The sequence below is a fragment of the Neobacillus jeddahensis genome, from assembly GCF_000612625.1.
GTDB lineage: Bacteria > Bacillota > Bacilli > Bacillales > Cytobacillaceae > Neobacillus > Neobacillus jeddahensis.
The window spans coordinates 1-20209 of sequence record NZ_CCAS010000069.1 but is presented as its reverse complement, the minus strand read 5'-3'; the positions used below and the strand labels follow the sequence as shown (position 1 = coordinate 20209).

Here is a 20209-nt window from a genome sequence, read left to right as displayed (position 1 = left end):
TGAAAGATACAGTGGAAGCAGGCAGGGTAGTAGACACTGCAATAACCCGAGCGAAAAACATTACTCCGTCGCGAAGAATGGGCTTGGCGATGGAGGACTTAGGAGATACTGGGAAGGTTCGTATGCCTGTTGAGAATACCCATGCGGTGGAGAATAAGCTCAAAGATGTGCTTAGCCGGATTGATGGGGTTAATCTTAAAAGTCCACAGGGGAAAAGTGATGTTGTAATCGGAAGATATGGACTCGATGCTACAAGTGATATGAAAGGCTTCAGTGAACAAATAATTAATGAAATAAAAAAATACAACATTACATTAGAGAGGTTTCATGAATTACGGTTAAAGCCAATGGATGAATTAAGCAATGAGGAAGTTAAAATCATGCAAGGAATACGGGAGTCCGTACCATCAATTTCTAAGGAAACGTTATTACAGAAAACAATTCCAATAAAGGATTTGGAAAAGTATCTATCAGGAGAATATGCGGAAATTGGCGGTTATGTGGCAAAGGTAGAAGATGTAGCAAATATAAGAATGTATGACGATGTAGTGGAAACATCTCGCTTGGATTACACAATTTGGGATGGATCCAGACCATACCCAGAAGACGGAAATTCCTATGCGATGATTCGATTTAATACAGCTAAGATTGATGAAATTGATATCCCCTTTGGCGAACGGTTTGGGGGTACCAATACAGATGGCCCCCCTTGTACATTAAATGGATTTACTGCAGCAAGAAATGGAAAAATAGTTCCAGAGTTTGTATTTAAGAAAAGAAGCCTACCAGAAGACGGTGCAGAGTTATTTGAGGTCGTTAATGGAGAAGAAAGGCTAAAAGCAGTATTTGATTCTGATTTAGGTGTTTTTGTACCTATACAATAAGGAAGGGTGATTTATATGAGGAAGGGATTATTTGCTAAATATAGCGGCAAAATCTATCGGGCAAACATACAAAAAGATTCGTTAATAAAACTAATTAGCGAAGATGCTAACGACGAAGATTTAGGATTTAAAATGAAAATATATCCAGATTACTATAAAAATAAGGAAAGTTTACCGAAATTATATATAAAAGAGGTAAGTAAACATAAAATAAATGAACTTTTTGAAGTTGAAACCAAAGTGAAATATAAAGGTTATATATTTAATGTGAGTAGTGAAAAAGGTGGGAATTATTATATTGGAACAACTGACGCAGCCCTTGCCAAAGCATTGAATTTTGATAGAACGGATAAGTATTATTATGAGAAATGGGTGGCAGAAGAGGACGTCGAAGTATTTGAGGAAATCAAAGAAATAGCACTATAAAGGTAAAGAATTTGAAACATATGCTGTGGGCCCTTTTTGTCTCGAGAAGAATTCATTAGCTCTTTTTAGTATGAAACCAAGTGATATGGATGATTTTGGCTTTGGAAAACAAGAACAATTTGTTTTTAAAAAGGGCATTGGTTTAAATGACGTGGAAGCCCTAATTGAAATCAAGACGCCAATTTTAATGTATGAGGGAAATCCTGTAAGCAGAAGGCTTATCCCAAATAATTTGATTAAAGAGTATCTCCGCAATTTAAAATGAAATTAATTTGAATGTATTTTTTGGAAATCAAGGATTCAAAGTCAAATGAGCTTTGAATCCCTTTTTTTTATCCTGAACAAATTATCGGAAACTGGGAGTGTGATTCCGTTTTGATGGCTGATTTGAACCTAAACCTTAATTTTATAAGTAAACAGAATATTGATTTATCAAATTACCTATTATCAATCATAACTTTAGGAGGATCTAGGTGAAAGGTCATCGTGTTTATACTTCTATTAGATTAGTTTAATGATATACTCACAATGTTCATCGCCATTTACATTACACTTCACTTCACGAACGATCACTTTTTTATCATAAATCAGAGAAAACGCTCCTTCTAAGATGGCCCCTTCCAAATCACAAGTCATATTTCCCTCGTGAACAGGGAGACCTTTGCAAAAACAATCATCAATCTTAATATGAAACTCATTTTCTTTTGCATCCAAAATTGTCGGGATGCCAATTTTTAAGTCTTTAAAAATAGCTAATGCTTCCTCAATAGTTTTCACGGGGAGGCTTTGACCAATCTTTCGGCCAACAGCCATCGTCGTGTTTTTCCCGTTCATAGGTAAGCCTTGGTACATGCCAATTAAACGAACAGATCGAAATAATTCAAGTGGGATCATTTTTCCTAAGGAAGGTCGATCAATTTTCTTTAAATCATCGTATGTAAAAAGTTCCATGAGTAAAATCTCCTTTGCGTTTATATTTTAATTTTTACATAAAGGAATCCCCGTGACCTTGATTTATATCAAGGAGGCAAAAATTAATAGAGGTTATCTTTATTAATAAGAATGATCTAAATGGGACTCGGAAAGGGTAAATGGACGATGGAAAAAAGACTATTCAATCTTGATCAATTTCAGACCTTGATAGTACTAGTGAACGATTTGGGCAAGATTACGTTTGCCAATAAAGCATTTATGGAAAGAAGTGAATATACATCAGAAGAAGTGATAGGAGAGAATGTCCAAACTTTTTTACAGGATTTTAGACCGATTTAAATTTATTAATGATACGCTTGGGCATATGGCGATCTACTCCTTCAAGCGGTTTCTCTTCGATTAAAAAAATCTGCAGGGCAAGGGAATATGGTTGCCAGATTAGGCGGCGACGAGTTTGTATACTAGATACATTGAAAATTGATACCATGATGGATTTTTATAAGTAGAGAAGGGGTGGTAACTAACAAAAATTTAACTTCTTAAAAGGTGGGCATTCACATATAGGGGTGTCTGCCTATTTGTTACACTTTTGCGAAATGTGTAGAGTTTTGTAGATTAATAATGTATGTTAATAAAATATGAATACGTTTGCAAAATACATTTTGTTAAGAAATGGTATGAGGTGATGACATCATGGTAAAGAAGAAATTCTCAATGAAGTCCAGCATTTGGATTGGCTTTATCTCTATTTTAGTCTTATTTTTGGTCAGTACTACCGTCTCATTTATAAACCTTAATAAATTGGAGACATCTCTAAATGATATCTCGAAAAAGGATATTGTGAAGGTGAACACTGTGGGTCAACTGTCGGAGGACATGTCACGTGTCAGACTATTTGTGGCCAAGCATGCTACAGAGGTTGAACAGGACCGTAAAACGATGTCCGAGGACTCCTTGAATAAAGCAGTTAAAAAAGTGGACACCAATATTAAAGTGCTGCGTCCATTACTAGATTCCGAAATGAATCGTGAAAAACTTGATAATTTTGAGAAGGCCTTTAACAAATATGAGGAACTAATTCCCCCTGCCTTGGAACGATCCAGAGCAAATGATATGGCAGGATTTTCGCAAGTTTTTCAAAAAATGGGCGTTATTGGTGAAAGTGCTGTTGCCGAATTGCATCCATTGCAGACGGATATCGTCGAAAAGGCTGGAACAACATCTAAAGATGCCTCTAAATACGCCAGTACCAGTAAAATGTTAATCCTTCTTTTCTTTGCGATTTCATTAGTGGTAAGCGTTGGGGTCGGTTTTATTGTAACAAGAATCATTGGTCGGTCCGTCTTTAAGGTCGTAAAAAATGTTGAAATGACAACCAACTCTGTCACGGAAATCAAAAAGACCATAGATCAAACTGCTGTCAGTGCAAAGGAGTTGGATGAATCGATGGTGAATGCTAACGACTCCGTCAACGAATTGGTCACATCCATTCAGCAAGTGTCTGGCAATACCACAGTGGTTGCTTCAGGGGTGGAGGAAATATCTGCTGCTGTGGAACAAATGGATGCGTCCATTAATTTGGTGGCCGGTAGTGCTGAACAACTTGCGATGGCAGCAGAGGAGTCATCCTCTGCTATTCAAGAAATGATGGCGGCCAGTGTCCAAGTGGCTCAAAATGCAGGTCATGCGGACGCTAAAGTGGAAGAAATATCTGCTGCAATTGAAGAAATGAGCAAATCTATTAAAGGCGTCAGTGAAAATGCTGTTAGCTTGAACCATACGGCAGAGCTAACCTCGGAAACGATTGAGGAAATGGTGGTTTCCATTCAGCAGGTGGCCGGTAGTGCCCATACAGTGAAACAACTCACGAACTCGGTTAAGCAGGATGCGATTAAAGGAACCGTTGCATTGGATGATACATTGAATGGCTTAAAAGAGATTTATCGGGTGTTCAATCAAGCAAGTGAAGCGATGGGGAATCTCGGAAAGAGCTCAGAAGAAATTAGCAGCATTATCGAAGTCATTGATAATATCGCCAATCAAACAAACCTATTGGCACTGAATGCTGCTATTGAGGCGGCGCGTGCTGGCGAACACGGAAAAGGATTTGCTGTTGTGGCCGATGAGGTTCGTAAACTAGCAGAGCGATCGGCAGAAGCAACCAGGGAAATTGCGATGTTAATTAGAGGGATTCAAGGCGAAACGGCTGCGGCCGTCACCTCTATCAAGGAAGGAGCCGATAAAGTAAAGGTCGGCAATCAATTAGCGGATCAAGCAAACCAAGTCATCCGGAAAATCTCAGAAGGGATTATCCAAGTGACCGAGGAAATGGATCAAACCGCTAAAGCAACGGAAGAACAGACCAGAAATGGGGAAATGATCAAACAGGCGGTCGCGAGTGTAAACAAGCAAGCACTTGAGATGACGTATTCCACCCAAGAGCAAGCAATTGCAGCGGAGGAAATCGTCAGAGGTATTATCGAAACGAAAAACCAGGTGCAACAAATCTCGATTGCTACCGCTGAACAGGCGAAGGGCAGTAATGCCATCATAACCGCAGTCGATCATGTCACCACTCAATCCAGCTCGGTTACTAACGCCACGAAGGAACAGGCCCTATCGGCGGAGGAAATCGTTAAAAATATTAATCAGATTAAAGAAATGGTCCAACAAATGATGGTTGCGACAACAGAACAAGTAAGTTACGGTGAGGGCATTGCTTTAGAAGTGGGCAATGTGCGTAAACAAACAGAAGGCCTCAATGCCAGCATCGAGATTCAAACCAAGGAAGTAGACGAGGTCGTAGCGGCTGTAACAGAAGTAAATCATCAAATTGAAAAGTTGAAATAATAGAAGTTTTGCTAAAGCCTCCGTCATTTGTACGGAGGCTTTTTTCTAAAGATGAGGAAGGATACATACATCTACTTTCTAGTTTGTTTTCAAGGAGAAGTAGACATAAAAGGGAACACTCCATCCGTCCAATATATATGGATATTTAGAATATTATGTGTCTCCTTACAGGAATTTGGCAAAAAAGCGAGAATACATAGAAGGAATGCCATAAATTGGTTTGAGCAGCCTAAGGAGGAATCACCTTGACCCATGAACAAATGAATCCCACGATTGAAAAGATAATAGCAAATATTGAAAAGGTTATGATCGGAAAAAGAAATGTCGCAGAATTGAGTCTTGTCGCCCTGCTTGCAGGCGGGCATGTCCTACTTGAAGACGTACCTGGGGTCGGAAAAACGATGATGGTGCGCGCCCTTGCAAAGTCAGTAAATGCGAACTTCCGCAGAATTCAGTTCACTCCAGACCTACTGCCCTCTGATGTGACAGGCGTGTCCATTTATAATCCGAAGGAAATGGAGTTCCAGTTTCGGCCAGGGCCGCTGATGGGAAACATCATTTTGGCGGATGAAATAAACAGAACATCACCGAAGACCCAGTCTGCCCTGTTAGAGGGGATGGAGGAGGCAAGCGTTACAATTGACGGAGTGACCCATAAATTACAGAGGCCCTTCTTTGTCATGGCCACCCAAAACCCAATCGAGTATGAGGGGACCTACCCGCTTCCAGAGGCACAACTGGATCGTTTTTTATTAAAAATGAAAATGGGTTATCCCGATCTGCAGGAAGAAATGGAAGTCCTTAATCGGGCTCAAAAGGAACCCCCAATCGAGGAACTTGCACCGGTTATTCAGCTCGATGGGCTGTTAGCGTTACAACAGGAAATGAAAGAAGTGTTCGTGGATGATACGATTAAACGTTATATAGTTGATATTGTGAATCGGACAAGAGGAAATGGAAGTGTCTATCTTGGGGCAAGTCCGAGGGGCTCCATTGCTCTTATGAAGGCGGCCCAGGCCTATGCCTTTATGTATGGCCGTGACTATGTCCTGCCTGACGACATTCAATATTTAGCACCATTTGTTTTGTCACACCGCATCATCTTGAAATCAGAGGCGAAATTTGAGGGGACTTCGGCAGAGGAAATAGTGAATCGAGTCGTTGCAAGAGTACCAGTACCTGTTCGAAGGCTTGTTAAGTAATGAAGAGTAAAATCTGGATTGCATTCAAAAAAGTATGGAAAATGATCCTATTGCTTGTGTTGATTTTGATTGCTTTCGCGTATGCCATGTTCCAAGGGGGCTTTGTCAGCTGGTTCTTATTCTATAGCTTTCTGCCCTTTGCCGGCTATTGTCTCGCCCTTTCTCTTTATTCCTTAAATGAGCTAGAGGTCACAAGGGTACTTCCAAAAACAGATTATAATGCGGGAGAGGCTTTAAAGGTGATGGTAACTGTTAAGCGGACAAACTCCTTTCCGCTGTTTTATTTACTTCTTGAAGATCAACTAGATGACCGCTTAAAATTTGCTCAGCAACGGAAGAAAGCAAAAGCACTCCTGCTCCCAGGCCGGAAAAAGGAGCTCGCTTATGAATATATCATTGATGAACTGCCACGGGGAGAACACCTTTTTTCTTCCTTAAAAGTAAAAGTAGGTGACCCGCTAGGTTTATTTGAAAAAGAAAAATCCTTCGAAGCCTTAGGGAAAGTCATTGTCTATCCTGCCTATACTGAACTTGTTTATCGCCCATTTGAAAACCAATTTGAGCAAGGCTTAACTGCTTCAAGGGAGCGTGTCCAACGTGATACTTCCATGGCAATTGGGGTAAGGGATTATCAGCCGGGTGACCGTTTTTCTTGGATCAACTGGAAGGCCTCGGCGAAGCGGAACGAAATTATGACGAAGGAATTTGAACAGCGCCAATCCCATGATGTGTTCGTGGTCATGGACTGTGTTCCTGATCCACATTCTGAAGCAGTGGTTTCCTTTACGGCGTCTCTTGTTCGGGCCATTTTAAAAAAAGGCGCACAGACAGGACTGTTAACCTTTAGCAACGAACGGACTGCCTTTCCTATTAGTGGCGGGGAACAACAGTTAAGACAACTTTTCTATCATCTGGCAAAAATAGAGGCGAAGTGTGGCCGGCCCTTTGAAAAGGTGTTGGAGACGGAGGGGCTCTTCATCCAACAAACGATCTCCTTTATGCTTGTCACGGCTCAATTAACAAAGCCGTTGATTGAAAAAGCAAGTTTTCTTGGGCAAAAGAAAGGTTCAATTACTCTTTTTCTCATCAAGAGTCATCAGGAAGCACCATCTGCAGATGAGCATTCGCTCCTAGCCATTGCCGCTGCTCGTGGTGTTCGAATTGTCATGGTCCATGAGGGAGACTATCATGCAGCCTTCTCGGAGGTGAGTTTACGGTAATGAAAAGGAATCTTCCTTCGTTTCTTTTATATTTACTTAGTTTTCTTCTTTTATGGGAATGGTTAAGACCGATTGAACAGTTAACAGATACGAATAATCTGGAAACGTTTATTGCGTTCATGTTGATCTCGTTTGCCTGTTCTTTTTTTAAGATCAAACGCATTTGGAAGATTATCATAAAACTGTTCTATATTTTGTTTTTTATTAATCGGCTTCATTATGAAGAAGGGTTTTTTCAGCTTGGATGGATAATGTCATTTTTTATGGATATTGCCGATAATGTGGAGCTCGTCTGGAGCAGGCAGTGGACTGAACTATCTAATGGGTTTCGCACCTTTTTGTTTTTCATCTTGCTGTGGTTAATGGTGTACTTAATAGAATATTGGCTCTTAAATCGACAGCGGATCTTTATTTTTTTCTTTATGACGTTGGTGTACATTACCGTATTGGATACCTTTACTCCCTATAGTGCAAAAGCGGCTATTGTACGCACCGTTGTCGTTGGTTTTACGATTATGGGGATGCTGACGTTTTATCGAATGCTCCAAAAGGAAAATGTGAAGGTTGATTCTTCTTTCATTCGTAAATGGATGGTCCCGCTGGTCGGGATGATTGTTTTTAGTGTGTTAGTTGGCATGATTGCTCCTAAAGCGGATCCAATTTGGCCTGACCCTGTTCCGTATATAACTGCAAATAATGACGAAGTTGACAATAGTGCAGGACTGCATCGAATCGGATACGGAACCAATGATGCGAACCTAGGTGGTCCGTTTATTGGGGATGACAAATCCGTCTTTGTTTATGAGGGCAGTGGGAAAAATTATTGGAAGATGGAGACAAAGGATGTTTACACTGGCAAGGGCTGGCTTGTTTCAGGAGCAAATTCAGAGCGGACCGTCTTAACTGAAGAGGACATTGTCCCTGTTGAACCAGCTGCTGATAGCGTGGCGACTGTTAAGAAAACAGCGCGTGTCATTCTAAATGGAAGCTATAATTTTAATTATTTTATGTATCCGGCCGGGGTTAGCAAAATCATGAAGGTGCAGCCGTCGACCGCCAATGGAAATCAATTGGAATTTGAGGCGACAAACGAGCGAATTAGCTATTATAATGGCGACCAAAAGCCGGTAGTACCTTCATTTTTTTCAGTGGAGTTTGACAGTCCGCAATATAACGTCACAGATTTAATGGTGACAACGGAATTTCCTCCAGAAATGAACCCTGATTACGTGGAAAAATATACAGTACTGCCCGAGAATTTACCGGCGCGTGTGAAGGAACTGGCTGAAGAAATCACTGCTGGAAAGACAAATTGGTTTGATAAGGCAAAAGCCGTGGAAAGATATTTTAGTAATAGCGGGTATACCTATGATCAAAAAGATGTTGCTGTACCTGGAGAAAATGATGATTACGTTGATCAGTTTTTATTTGATACGAAGCGAGGCTATTGCGATAATTTTTCCACTTCAATGGCTGTTTTGCTACGGACGCTTGGTATTCCCACCCGCTGGGTAAAAGGATATAATGGCGGCGATTTTCAGGCATATAGTGAAGGGGACCCCTCGACGCAAATGTATGAAGTGACAAATAATAATGCCCACTCCTGGGTTGAGGTCTTTTTTCCCAATCAAGGCTGGGTTCCATTTGAACCGACGAAGGGTTTCACCAATGACGTTTCGATTAATTACCAAATGGATGGCGATTCGTCAGGGAATAGTCAGGTCACGCCACCGGCAAATGTGAAAAAGCCTCAACAGGAGGAAGCGGATGAAACCGCACCAAAGCCTGAAGCGAAAAAAGATATGGGTGGAAAGGCATTCTGGACAAATGCCGCCAATCATTGGAAACTAATCGTACTGATTTTCATCCTCTTAGCTGGAAGTGGCGCTATTCTTTATCGATATCGTGGAAAATGGGCACCCTATGGGATATTGCTACATTACAAATTTAAGAAAAAGGATGAAAGTCTCGAGTCGGCCTATTTGATTTTACTGAATCAACTAGACCGCTATGGTTTAAAGCGCAAGGAACATCAAACCCTGCGCAACTATGCCCAATATATTGATACGTTCTTTTCCACCCGCGAGATGACGAAACTTACGACTCTTTATGAACAATCGATGTATCGTCAGAGTCTTCCATTGGGAACTTGGAAAGAGTCGAGTGAATTATGGGAAAATTTAATAAAAAAAACAATTGCTTGACCAGAAAAACAACCTATTGGTACAATGTGTAGTAATTTAATAGGTGCGTAACATACCTTCATATATCCTCGAAAATAGGGTTCGAGAGTCTCTACCGGGTCGCCGTAAAAGGCCTGACTATGAAGGCAGAATTTTTTTCTGTAAGTGGTGTTTTAAAAGGAAACTAGAATTCTGCCTTCCTACTGTTAGGGGGGAGAACTCTAGTTTTTTTTATTTTGCTTTAAATTTTTAATTGTAGTAAAAACTAAATTAACATTAGAAAAGTTGAGGTGGCTGCTTTGACAGAAATGCAAGATATGATTGTTGTTTTAGACTTTGGAAGCCAATATAATCAGTTGATTACCCGTCGAATTCGGGAATTCGGTGTATACAGTGAACTTCATCCGCATACGATTACAGCAGAGGAAATCCGTAAACTGAATCCGAAGGGGATTATTTTTTCAGGCGGTCCGAATAGTGTCTATGATGAAAATTCGTTCCGTTGTGATGAGGAAATTTTTGAAATGGGCCTGCCGATCCTCGGTATTTGCTACGGCATGCAGTTAATGACGGTTCACTTTAATGGAAAAGTGGAAAAGGCGAAGCAACGTGAATATGGAAAGGCAACGATGACGACGCAACATCAATCCGCGCTTTTGGCAGATATGCCTTCAGAGCAGACGGTTTGGATGAGTCATGGCGACCTTGTGGTAGAAGCACCAGCAGGATTTACTGTCGATGCGACAAATCCATCCTGCCCGATTGCGGCAATGAGTGATGAAGCGCGCAAGCTTTACGCTGTCCAATTCCACCCAGAAGTACGTCATTCTGTCTATGGAAACGAACTGCTTAAGAATTTTGTCTTCAATGTTTGTGAATGTAGCGGCGATTGGTCGATGGGGAACTTTATTGAAATGGAAATGGCCAAGATTCGTGAACAGGTTGGGACAAAGAAGGTTCTCTGTGCCCTAAGTGGCGGAGTGGATTCTTCCGTTGTTGCGGTTTTAATTCATAAGGCAATTGGCGATCAATTAACTTGTATTTTTGTCGATCACGGCTTACTCCGAAAAAATGAAGCAGACAGCGTTATGAAAACTTTCTCTGAAGGGTTCCATATGAATGTCATTAAGGTCGATGCTAAAGACCGCTTCATGTCTAAATTAGAGGGAGTATCAGATCCAGAGAAAAAACGAAAAATTATCGGTAATGAATTTATATACGTGTTTGATGATGAGGCGAAGAAGCTGGAAGGTATTGAGTTTTTAGCACAAGGAACGCTTTATACTGATATCATCGAAAGTGGAACAGCAACTGCTCAAACAATTAAGTCTCACCATAATGTCGGCGGTTTGCCGGAAGACATGCAGTTTACATTGATTGAACCATTGAACACACTATTTAAGGATGAAGTCCGAGCTCTCGGGACGGAGCTAGGTATTCCAGATGATATCGTTTGGAGACAGCCGTTCCCAGGTCCAGGTCTTGGCATCCGTGTGCTTGGTGCGATCTCAGAGGATAAGCTTGAAATTGTCCGTGAATCCGATTGGATTTTACGTGAGGAAATTAAAAAGGCCGGACTTGATCGGGAAATTTGGCAATACTTTACGGTGTTGCCGGATATTCGCAGTGTTGGGGTCATGGGAGATACTCGGACGTATGATTATACAATTGGTATCCGTGCGGTTACGTCGATTGACGGTATGACTTCCGACTGGGCACGAATCCCGTGGGATGTATTGGAAGTGATCTCTACGCGCATTGTCAATGAGGTAGCGCATGTCAACCGCGTCGTCTATGACATTACGAGCAAACCACCAGCAACGATTGAATGGGAATAGGCTGCAGAAACGATAGATTTACCCTTAAATACGAACGATGTTATATTTTCTTATAACATCGTTCGTATTTTGTGTTTACAAGCTGTACTTTACCTGTTAATATAAATATGTGTTAAGGGAATTATATAATTGCATCGTATAATGTTGGGAATATGGCCCAAAAGTTTCTACCGAGCTACCGTAAATAGCTTGACTACGAGGCAGTGTTATTAATAAAAGAGGTGTCATCTTCCCTCTATTTAGTACACAGCCTAAAGTCAGACGCTCCGGTAGCAAATACCAGAGCGTTTTTTGCGTTACTAAGATCGATTTTTAGGGGGAAGAAAAGACATGCAGAAATATTTTGAGTTTGAAAAACATGGGACGAATTATCGCCGTGAATTTATTGGAGGAATCACCACCTTCTTGGCAATGGCTTATATATTGGTGGTCAACCCATTAACCTTATCACTTGCTTCCGTAACAGATTATCCAGATGCCTTAAGAATGGATTACGGTGCGGTATTTGTGGCAACTGCTTTGGCATCTGCCCTTGGCTCGCTTGTCATGGGACTGCTTGGAAAGTATCCCTTGGCGTTAGCACCTGGAATGGGATTGAATGCTTTCTTTGCTTACACGGTTGTTTTAGGCAGTGGAATTCCTTGGCAGCATGCCCTTGGTGCCGTTTTAATCTCCGGGGTATTTTTCTTCTTATTAACACTTACAGGCCTTCGTGAAAAAATTATTAATGCTATTCCAATTGATTTAAAACATGCAGTTGGTGCAGGTATTGGTTTGTTTATCACGTTTGTTGGCTTACAGAATGCGAAGATTATTGTGAATAACGATGCAACCCTTGTTGGATTAGGTGATCTAACTGCAGGACCAACCCTTCTTGCCATTTTCGGTATTGTCGTAACGGTTATTATGATGACAAGAGGTATTAATGGGGCTGTCTTTTACGGGATGGTGGTAACTGTTATTGTCGGTATTATTTTCAAGCAAATTGATATGCCGCATCAAGTAGTTGATTCTGTTCCAAGTTTGGCACCAACCTTTGGAGAAGCCTTTAGCTCCTTTGGAGACAGTTCTTTTTACACGACATCCATGCTCGGCATTATCTTAACCTTCTTATTTGTTGATTTCTTTGATAATGCCGGCACACTTGTGGCTGTAGCGAACCAAGCGGGAATTATGAAGGACAATAAGCTGCCTCGTGCAGGACGTGCATTAATTTCTGATTCAATCGCAACAACAGTTGGGGCGGTTCTAGGTACATCGACCACGACCTCTTACATTGAGTCTTCTGCAGGGGTTGCGGCGGGCGCGAGAACAGGATTTGCATCGTTAGTAACAGCAGGACTTTTTATCTTATCGATCTTTTTCTTTCCGTTATTATCTGTTGTAACTTCACCTGTAACCGCACCGGCGTTAATCATTGTCGGCGTGTTGATGGTTTCTTCTTTAGGGAAAATAGACTGGAAAAAATTTGAGATTGCTGTTCCGGCGTTCTTAACCATGATTGCAATGCCGTTATCATACAGCATTGCTACAGGGATTGCAGTTGGTTTTATCTTTTACCCAATTACAATGATTGTAAAAGGGCGGATAAAAGAAATTAACCCAATCATGTATTTCTTCTTTGTCATTTTTGTTCTATACTTTATCTTCTTAAAATAATATATGGTAGGGAACTAACCCTAACTCGAGGGAACTGTGTTGATCAATCACAGTTCCCTTTTTCTTTTTATATCTCCCCTAAGCCATTCCATTTAAAATGACTAAACCAAAAGATTGACAAAAATAAGACAGTTAGCTTAATTTTCTTACTTTTTGAACAATACAATTGTATGATGGTGGGTGAAGGAAAAGATTGGAATGGGAGTGGGTACGAATGAGTATGCTGACCGTTCAAGATTTGCAGAAAAGCTTTGGGAAATTTGAGGCTGTCAAGGGTGTTTCGTTTACGGTAGAAAAAGGGGAGTCGTTTGGATTACTTGGGCCAAACGGAGCGGGGAAGTCGACCATGATTAATATGATTACCGGATTGTATCCGCCAACCTCGGGGGAAATTCATATGAAAGACATCGACGTGATTAAAAGCCCAAAGCAGGCACAAAAATGGATTGGGGTTGTCCCTCAGGAGATTGCTCTGTATCAGTCAATGTCAGCGCGAGAAAATCTCAGGTTTTGGGGTAGAATGTATGATTTATCTGGTAACTCACTTGAGAAAAGTATCGATCAAGTACTTGAAATTATCGGGTTGACGGAGCGGGCCAAGGACAAGGTAGAGACATTTTCAGGAGGAATGAAACGGCGAGTGAACATCGGTGCAGCGATTTTACATAAACCGGAATTATTAATTATGGATGAGCCGACCGTCGGAATTGATCCACAATCAAGAAACCACATTTTAGAGACTGTCAAGCGTTTAAACAGTGAAGGGATGACGATCATTTATACAAGTCATTATATGGAAGAAGTTGAATACCTTTGTGAACGGATTGGGATTGTTGACTACGGTCAATTAATTGCTTCTGGTACTTTACGTGAGTTAAGAGAGTCAATTGGCGACCATTCACGGATTTTCCTAACGATTGAAAAAGATCACCTAAGTGAGGAGAAGCTCACCAAATCACTATTAGGATTTTTTCCAGAAAAGAATTTCGAACTTCAAGATCATCAAGTTATGGTATTTCATAAGGAGCCGCAATTAATATTAAGTGATTTTATTCAGTTGGTGACCCAAACGGGCACAAAGATAACCTCCGTAAATATCGTGGAACCAAATCTGGAGAGTGTCTTTTTACATCTAACTGGACGAAAATTACGGGATTAGGAGGGGGAAATCATGAAGTTTTGGTGGCTTTCATGGAAGGATTTACTTCTAATCGTTAGAGATAAAAAAGCCCTATTAACACTGATTTTAATGCCACTCCTTTTAATTGCGATTCTCGGTTCAGCCTTTGGAGATATGATGAAGGAAGAGGAAACCATCTCGATTGAGAAATTCACGCTAGGGGTAGTTAATTTAGATCAAGGGCCACTAAGTCAAGTACTAACAGACGATGTCCTTTCAAAAAAATTATCCAAGCAAATTAAAGTGAAATATTATCAAGAAGATGAACTCTACAGCAGAATAAAAAATCACAAACTTGAAGTCGGCATTATCATTGCCAAAGACTTCAGCCAAGCCTTGATGAACGGAAATGGTACAAAAGTGAAACTCATATCGGTGCCTGACACCGTTATTAAGTCAACCATCGTGCAAAACGTACTTGAACAGTTTTCTCGATCGATTCCAATCGAAGCGGCTGTTTCCCAAATAGCACAACCGGTTCAGGGTGGAGAACAAAATTCTTTTGTCCAAGAGGGATATGGCGAAAATGATCTCCTAAAGGAGACGACTGTGGATGCAAAAACCATCCCTGTTAGCTCGTTTCAATATTATGCTGCAGCGATGGGTGTCATGTTTTTGCTTATGACGGTTGTTCAAGGAGTTTCGATGATGATCCTCGAGAAAGAACAAGAGGTGTTTAAACGTCTGTTGTTGACAAACCTAACGTACCCGAATTATCTCCTCGGCAAATTGCTGGGATTAATCATTCTTTGTTTAATGCAAGCTAGCATCATTATTGTTGGCACAAGCCTCATTTTTGGGGTCGATTGGGGGGAATCCCTTTCCGGAATTATGTTGCTAACATTTGCCTTCGTCGTGAATGCTTGCGGTCTTGGTGTACTAGCTGGTTCATTCATCAAGACGGAAAAGGCTTTTAATGTGGCGGGTATGTTTGGTACACAGATCATGGCAGCACTAGGAGGTAGCATGGCGCCATTGTATATTTTTCCGGATTGGGTCGTTTTTGTGACCAAAATATTACCGAATGGTCTTGCCTTGCAAACGTATTTGAAGCTAATGTCAGGTGCTGCGGTTTCTGACATTCTACCTGCGTTTGCTGGATCGATTGTCCTTGGTATTGCTTTCTTTTCGATCGGCTTATTTCGCCTTTCACTAGAAAGGAGGGGTAAATATGCTTAAAATTTGGACGATTATTTCCATACGCTTAAAAGAATTCTTTAAATCCCCTGGTTCACTCGTACTCATGTTTGTTATGCCAGCATTGTTTAGCTGGATCTTTGGTGGAATTGCAGTGAATTCAGAACAAAGCAAACCACTCGTCAACATTGTTCTTAAAGGAGATTCAAAGGTAAACACAGAAATAGTTAAGCTTTTGAAAAAGGATGACCATTTCGAATGGAAAATGGAATCCCGATCTCAAGCGGAAAAAAATGTGGCCGAACAAGATGCATTGGCTGCGGTGGTTCTACCCGCAGATATTGGGGAAAGAGTCCGAGTGAAGAAGCCAATATTTGATGTAATAGTTCAACGGAAATCGGAAGATTATTTAGCGCTTTCCGGGTTTTTAGAGGGAACAGCTGCGTTGGTGGTACAGTCCTATCAAGCCACCCTTCAATTTGAAGATGAGGCGTTTCCTCAGGTGTTGGCAGCCATCACAACAAGTAAGGGTGTGACGGTTGAAAAGCAAATGATCCAAAAGGATACGAATAACCTAGTGGAAATAAATTTACTGTTCGTTGGTTTTGCAATTATGTTTATGATGTTTGGACTTTCAGGTGCGGCATCCACAATTCTTGATGAACGTATCGGTGGTACATGGGGTAGAATGATGGTTTCACCGGCAAGTAAACTTCAAATTAGTTTAGGCTATCTGCTGGCCTATTTTTGTATGGGGTGGATTCAGCTTGCAGTGCTGATGACCACGATGAACCTACTGTTTTCAACTACTTGGGGAAAATTGCTTTATTTTATCCCATTCGCCTCGCTTGTGATCTTGTGTGTAGTTGGCTTTGGGCTGATGATTGCTGGAATTGTCAAAACGAAGCAGCAGGCATCGGCGATCAGTGCTGTTTTAATTGTCAGTACTTGTATGCTCGGCGGCGTGTATTGGCCAATTGATGTGGTCCCAGAAGTTATGCAAAAAATTGCTTTAGCTGTGCCGCAAACTTGGGCGATGGCAGGCTTTAAAGAAATAATTAGTGGTAGCCTCCATACTGGAACGTTAATGAAAGACTTAGCTGCGCTTTTAGGATTCACCATTTTGTTCATGTTCGTGGGATTTAGAGGAATAAAATTCGAATAATTTCTTGCTATAAGTCAGAAATGTGTCGATCTTTGTCGTTGACTTCCTGATTCACCTCTTATAACATAAAATTACAAATTGATATGAAGGTAGAAATGGGGGTTAGGGTTTGGCAAACTTACTAATTGATAAAGTGTTGAATAATAATGTATTAATCGCTGAACACCCTTCCTATGAAGAAGTTGTTTTAATTGGTAAAGGTATTGGGTTCAATCGGAAACAAGGGGACTTTATCGATATTGATGCAGTCGAAAAGTTGTTTGTATTGAAAAATGAGAAAGAACAAGAGAACTACATTAAACTGCTTCCATTTATTGATAATGATTACCTAGAAGTTATTATCTCAGCCATTGACTTAATTAAACAACGAACACACAGTTTAAATGAACATATTCATGTCGCCCTAACAGATCACTTAATGTTTGCCCTGACCAGAGCCTCGCAAGGAATGGAAATGAGGAACCCTTTTTTAATTGAGACGAAGGCGCTTTATCGACATGAGTATGAAATAGCAACAGCCGTGGTTGAACATATTAAAGAAAAAACAGGAATTGGCCTTCCTGTCGGGGAGATTGGCTTTATAGCTCTGCATATCCATAGTTCGATCACCAACAAGAACTTATCGGATGTAAATCAACATTCACAGCTAGTTAGCAGGCTAGTGGAAATGGTTGAGGAACAGTTTGAATTTGAGATGGATAAAGAAAGTATCGATTATATGAGGATTGTTCGCCATCTACACTTTGCCATTGATCGGGTCATGAAAGGTGAAAAAGTAGCAGAACCAGAAAAAATTGCTTCCCTATTGAAAGTTGAATATCCAGTGTGCTATAATCTCGCATGGAAGCTCATTAAAGTAATGCAACAAACTTTAAAAAAGAAAGTCTTTGATGCAGAAGCGGTTTATCTAACGATGCACTTACAAAGACTTCAAAACAAATTTAAATAGCTATTATATTTATTTTGCGTGTTACTGATTCGATCAGGCATGAGTGAAAAGTATTAATTGAAATGAAGTTTTAGGGATAGTCTATACCTATACCTATAGCTTCAATCAATTAAACTTTTACTCATGTCTTTTTTGTTGGAATTTTTTCTTAATAATGTAAACGCTTTGTGAGCTAAATAAATTAGGAGGTCAAAAATTATGTTTAAAAATGCATTTGGTACTTTGCAAAAAGTCGGTAAAGCATTGATGCTACCGGTAGCGCTTTTACCAGCAGCAGGTATTTTGCTTGCATTAGGAGCTGCGCTAGTAAATCCCGCTCTTATTGACTTAGCGCCATTCTTAGATAACAGTAGCGTTGAAATGGTTGCCAACGTTATGAAAAATGCCGGGGATATAGTCTTCGGAAATCTTCCGCTTCTATTTGCGGTGGGGGTAGCGATTGGTTTAGCTGGTGGAGAAGGTACAGCTGGATTAGCAGCCATTATTGGATACCTAATTATGAATGTAACGATGGGTACAGTTTTAGGTATTGATGCAAAAGAAATTAATGGTACTAATTACGTAAGTGTACTTGGAGTCCCTACACTTCAAACGGGAGTGTTTGGAGGGATTATTGTTGGTATTGTTGCCGCAAGTCTATACAATAAGTTCTTTGAAATTGAATTACCATCTTATTTAGGCTTCTTTGCTGGAAAACGTTTTGTTCCGATTGTTACTGCTGGAACTGCGATTATCTTAGGATTAATCATGTTAGTTATTTGGCCGCCTATCCAATCTGGATTGAATGCATTCTCAAACAACATGGTTAATGCAAATTTAACACTTTCAGCATTTGTATTCGGTGTGATTGAACGTTCATTAATTCCATTCGGATTACACCATATTTTCTATTCACCATTTTGGTTTGAATTTGGCAGTTATACAAATAAAGCGGGTCAAGTTATCCATGGTGACCAGCATATCTTTATGGCTCAGATTTCTGACCACGTGAAAAACCTAACTGCTGGTACATTTATGACTGGTAAATTCCCATTCATGATGTTTGGTCTACCAGCTGCAGCATTAGCGATTTATCATGAAGCAAGACCTGAAAAGAAAATTTTTGTTGGGGGATTAATGGCATCTGCTGCCTTAACATCTTTCCTAACAGGTATCACAGAACCAATTGAATTCTCATTCTTGTTCGTAGCTCCAATCCTATTCGGTATTCACGCAGTCTTCGCTGGTTTATCGTTCATGGTCATGCAGCTATTAGATGTTAAAATCGGTATGACGTTCTCTGGTGGATTAATCGATTATATCCTATTTGGATTAATCAACCCACAAACACACGCATGGATCGTTATTCCAGTAGGTTTAGCCTTTGCGGTTATTTATTACTTCGGATTCCGCTTTGCGATTCGCAAGTTTAACTTGAAAACGCCAGGTCGTGAAATTGAAGAAGAAGAAGATCAAGCGTCAACAGGTAAAGGCAATTCAGGCGATTTAGCTGCCAATATTTTAGATGCTATGGGTGGTAAGGAAAATATTGCAAACCTTGATGCGTGTATTACTCGTCTGCGTGTAACGGTTAACGATATTAAAAATGTCGATAAAGCTCAATTGAAAAAATTAGGCGCGGCTGGTGTGCTTGAAGTAGGTAACAATATTCAAGCAATCTTCGGGCCGCGTTCAGAAACAATTAAGGGCCAAATGAAAGACGTCATGTCTGGAAAACGTCCTCGTACGGCTCCTGTTGCTACAACTGAAGCAACTGAAGAAACTGAAGCGACGAACACTGAAGCATTACAAAGTGCACGTGCAAACGAAGTTTTTGCAGCACCGCTAAAAGGTGAATTAAAGCCAATTACTGAAGTACCGGATCAAGTATTTGCCGGCAAAATGATGGGTGACGGATTCGCGATTGTACCAGCCGAAGGTATGGTAGTCTCACCGGTGGACGGAAAGATTGTTAACTTATTCCCAACCAAACATGCAATTGGTGTCTTGTCTGATACTGGACTTGAAATCCTTATCCATGTTGGTATTGACACGGTTAATTTAAAAGGCGAAGGTTTTGAAACCTTAGTTACCGAAAATCAAATCGTCGAACAAGGACAACCTTTATTGAAGTTTGACATTAATTACATTAAAGAACATGCAACTTCTACAATCACTCCGATTGTTTTCACGAATTTAGCAGAAGGTGAAAAAGTTGTGATTGAAAAACAAGGTCAAGTTAATTTGAAGCAAGAAGGAATTATTAAGATCACGAAATAAGGGTGAGCTGGTCAAGTAGCAACAAATTTTGTTGTGATGATCAATCAATGTAAAAGTAAGGAGCGAATTCGAATGTGAATTTGCTCTTTATTTTTTTTCAAAGGCTCTGTTAATACCTGTTGATTTCCACTCCAAGTGATAAGGTGTATAAAGAAATGAATTTTAATAAAAAGACATAAAAACTATTGACGGTTTTGTATTCATGCTGTAATATTGTAAAAGTCGTCACTGAGACGGCAAACATCATAAGAAAAAAGTTGTTGACTTTCAGTTGATAACTTGATATGATAATAAAGTCGCTTTTGGGTGACTGAGACATTTGTT

The 20209-nt window shown here is 40.3% G+C and carries 16 protein-coding genes, 2 pseudogenes and 2 riboswitches; of the genes and pseudogenes, 16 read left to right on the top strand and 2 right to left on the bottom strand.

Annotation, left to right across the window (positions count from 1 at the left end):
- From TY15_RS24755 to TY15_RS23345, 3 genes and pseudogenes are all read left to right on the top strand, one after another.
- Positions 1–884: pseudogene (locus tag TY15_RS24755) on the top strand (hypothetical protein); the annotation flags it as partial.
- A 15-nt stretch (positions 885–899) separates the two neighbouring features.
- The gene (locus TY15_RS23350; protein ID WP_052353853.1) at positions 900–1310 is read left to right on the top strand and encodes a hypothetical protein; all 411 of its coding nucleotides are present in this window, start codon (positions 900–902) and stop codon (positions 1308–1310) included.
- Between the two features lie 70 nt (positions 1311–1380).
- On the top strand, positions 1381–1575 hold the full coding sequence (locus TY15_RS23345) for a hypothetical protein (protein WP_052353852.1): 195 nt from the start codon (positions 1381–1383) through the stop codon (positions 1573–1575).
- Between the two features lie 236 nt (positions 1576–1811).
- Here the strand turns inward: TY15_RS23345 and TY15_RS20185 are convergent, their stop codons facing one another.
- Positions 1812–2261 (bottom strand): V4R domain-containing protein, encoded by a 450-nt coding sequence (locus TY15_RS20185; protein WP_040205526.1) that lies wholly within the window; start codon positions 2259–2261, stop codon positions 1812–1814.
- A gap of 147 nt (positions 2262–2408) precedes the next feature.
- Here TY15_RS20185 and TY15_RS24465 point away from each other — a divergent pair, with 147 nt between their 5' ends.
- The 13 genes and pseudogenes from TY15_RS24465 to ptsG all read left to right on the top strand — a co-directional run bounded on the left by TY15_RS24465 (position 2409) and on the right by ptsG (position 19885).
- The gene (locus tag TY15_RS24465) at positions 2409–2582 is read left to right on the top strand and encodes a PAS domain-containing protein (protein ID WP_179301751.1); all 174 of its coding nucleotides are present in this window, start codon (positions 2409–2411) and stop codon (positions 2580–2582) included.
- 69 nt (positions 2583–2651) lie between these two features.
- Positions 2652–2708: pseudogene (locus TY15_RS25030) on the top strand (hypothetical protein); the annotation flags it as partial.
- 228 nt (positions 2709–2936) lie between these two features.
- Positions 2937–5093, top strand: a complete 2157-nt coding sequence (locus TY15_RS20175) for a HAMP domain-containing methyl-accepting chemotaxis protein (RefSeq protein ID WP_052353851.1) — start codon at positions 2937–2939, stop codon at positions 5091–5093.
- Positions 5094–5353: 260 nt separating this feature from the next.
- Positions 5354–6295, top strand: coding sequence for an AAA family ATPase (locus TY15_RS20165; protein ID WP_040205533.1), 942 nt, complete (start codon positions 5354–5356; stop codon positions 6293–6295).
- Complete coding sequence (locus TY15_RS20160) at positions 6295–7515, top strand: DUF58 domain-containing protein (protein WP_040205520.1); 1221 nt, start codon at positions 6295–6297, stop codon at positions 7513–7515. Before TY15_RS20165 ends, TY15_RS20160 begins: the two co-directional genes overlap by 1 nt.
- Positions 7515–9719, top strand: coding sequence for a transglutaminase TgpA family protein (locus tag TY15_RS20155; protein WP_040205519.1), 2205 nt, complete (start codon positions 7515–7517; stop codon positions 9717–9719). The genes TY15_RS20160 and TY15_RS20155 overlap by 1 nt, the downstream gene beginning before the upstream one ends.
- Before the next feature lie 38 nt (positions 9720–9757).
- A riboswitch (purine riboswitch) is annotated at positions 9758–9859 on the top strand.
- A gap of 147 nt (positions 9860–10006) precedes the next feature.
- The gene (guaA, locus tag TY15_RS20150; RefSeq protein ID WP_040205530.1) at positions 10007–11536 is read left to right on the top strand and encodes a glutamine-hydrolyzing GMP synthase; all 1530 of its coding nucleotides are present in this window, start codon (positions 10007–10009) and stop codon (positions 11534–11536) included.
- Between the two features lie 114 nt (positions 11537–11650).
- Positions 11651–11752, top strand: a riboswitch (purine riboswitch).
- A 114-nt stretch (positions 11753–11866) separates the two neighbouring features.
- Positions 11867–13195, top strand: a complete 1329-nt coding sequence (locus TY15_RS20145) for an NCS2 family permease (RefSeq protein WP_040205517.1) — start codon at positions 11867–11869, stop codon at positions 13193–13195.
- A gap of 220 nt (positions 13196–13415) precedes the next feature.
- On the top strand, positions 13416–14354 hold the full coding sequence (locus TY15_RS20140) for an ABC transporter ATP-binding protein (RefSeq protein ID WP_040205529.1): 939 nt from the start codon (positions 13416–13418) through the stop codon (positions 14352–14354).
- A gap of 12 nt (positions 14355–14366) precedes the next feature.
- Positions 14367–15554: an ABC transporter permease gene (locus TY15_RS20135; RefSeq protein ID WP_040205514.1), complete on the top strand. Its 1188-nt coding sequence runs from the start codon at positions 14367–14369 to the stop codon at positions 15552–15554.
- The gene (locus tag TY15_RS20130; protein ID WP_040205513.1) at positions 15547–16677 is read left to right on the top strand and encodes an ABC transporter permease; all 1131 of its coding nucleotides are present in this window, start codon (positions 15547–15549) and stop codon (positions 16675–16677) included. Before TY15_RS20135 ends, TY15_RS20130 begins: the two co-directional genes overlap by 8 nt.
- A 109-nt stretch (positions 16678–16786) precedes the next feature.
- Entirely contained in the window at positions 16787–17626 is an 840-nt protein-coding gene (gene glcT / locus TY15_RS20125) for a glucose PTS transporter transcription antiterminator GlcT (RefSeq protein ID WP_040205511.1), read from the top strand.
- Between the two features lie 198 nt (positions 17627–17824).
- On the top strand, positions 17825–19885 hold the full coding sequence (gene ptsG / locus TY15_RS20120) for a glucose-specific PTS transporter subunit IIBC (protein WP_040205508.1): 2061 nt from the start codon (positions 17825–17827) through the stop codon (positions 19883–19885).
- A gap of 109 nt (positions 19886–19994) precedes the next feature.
- Here ptsG and TY15_RS24825 read toward each other — a convergent pair.
- Positions 19995–20209: hypothetical protein (locus tag TY15_RS24825; protein WP_211199104.1), on the bottom strand; the 215-nt coding region annotated here is incomplete at its 5' end.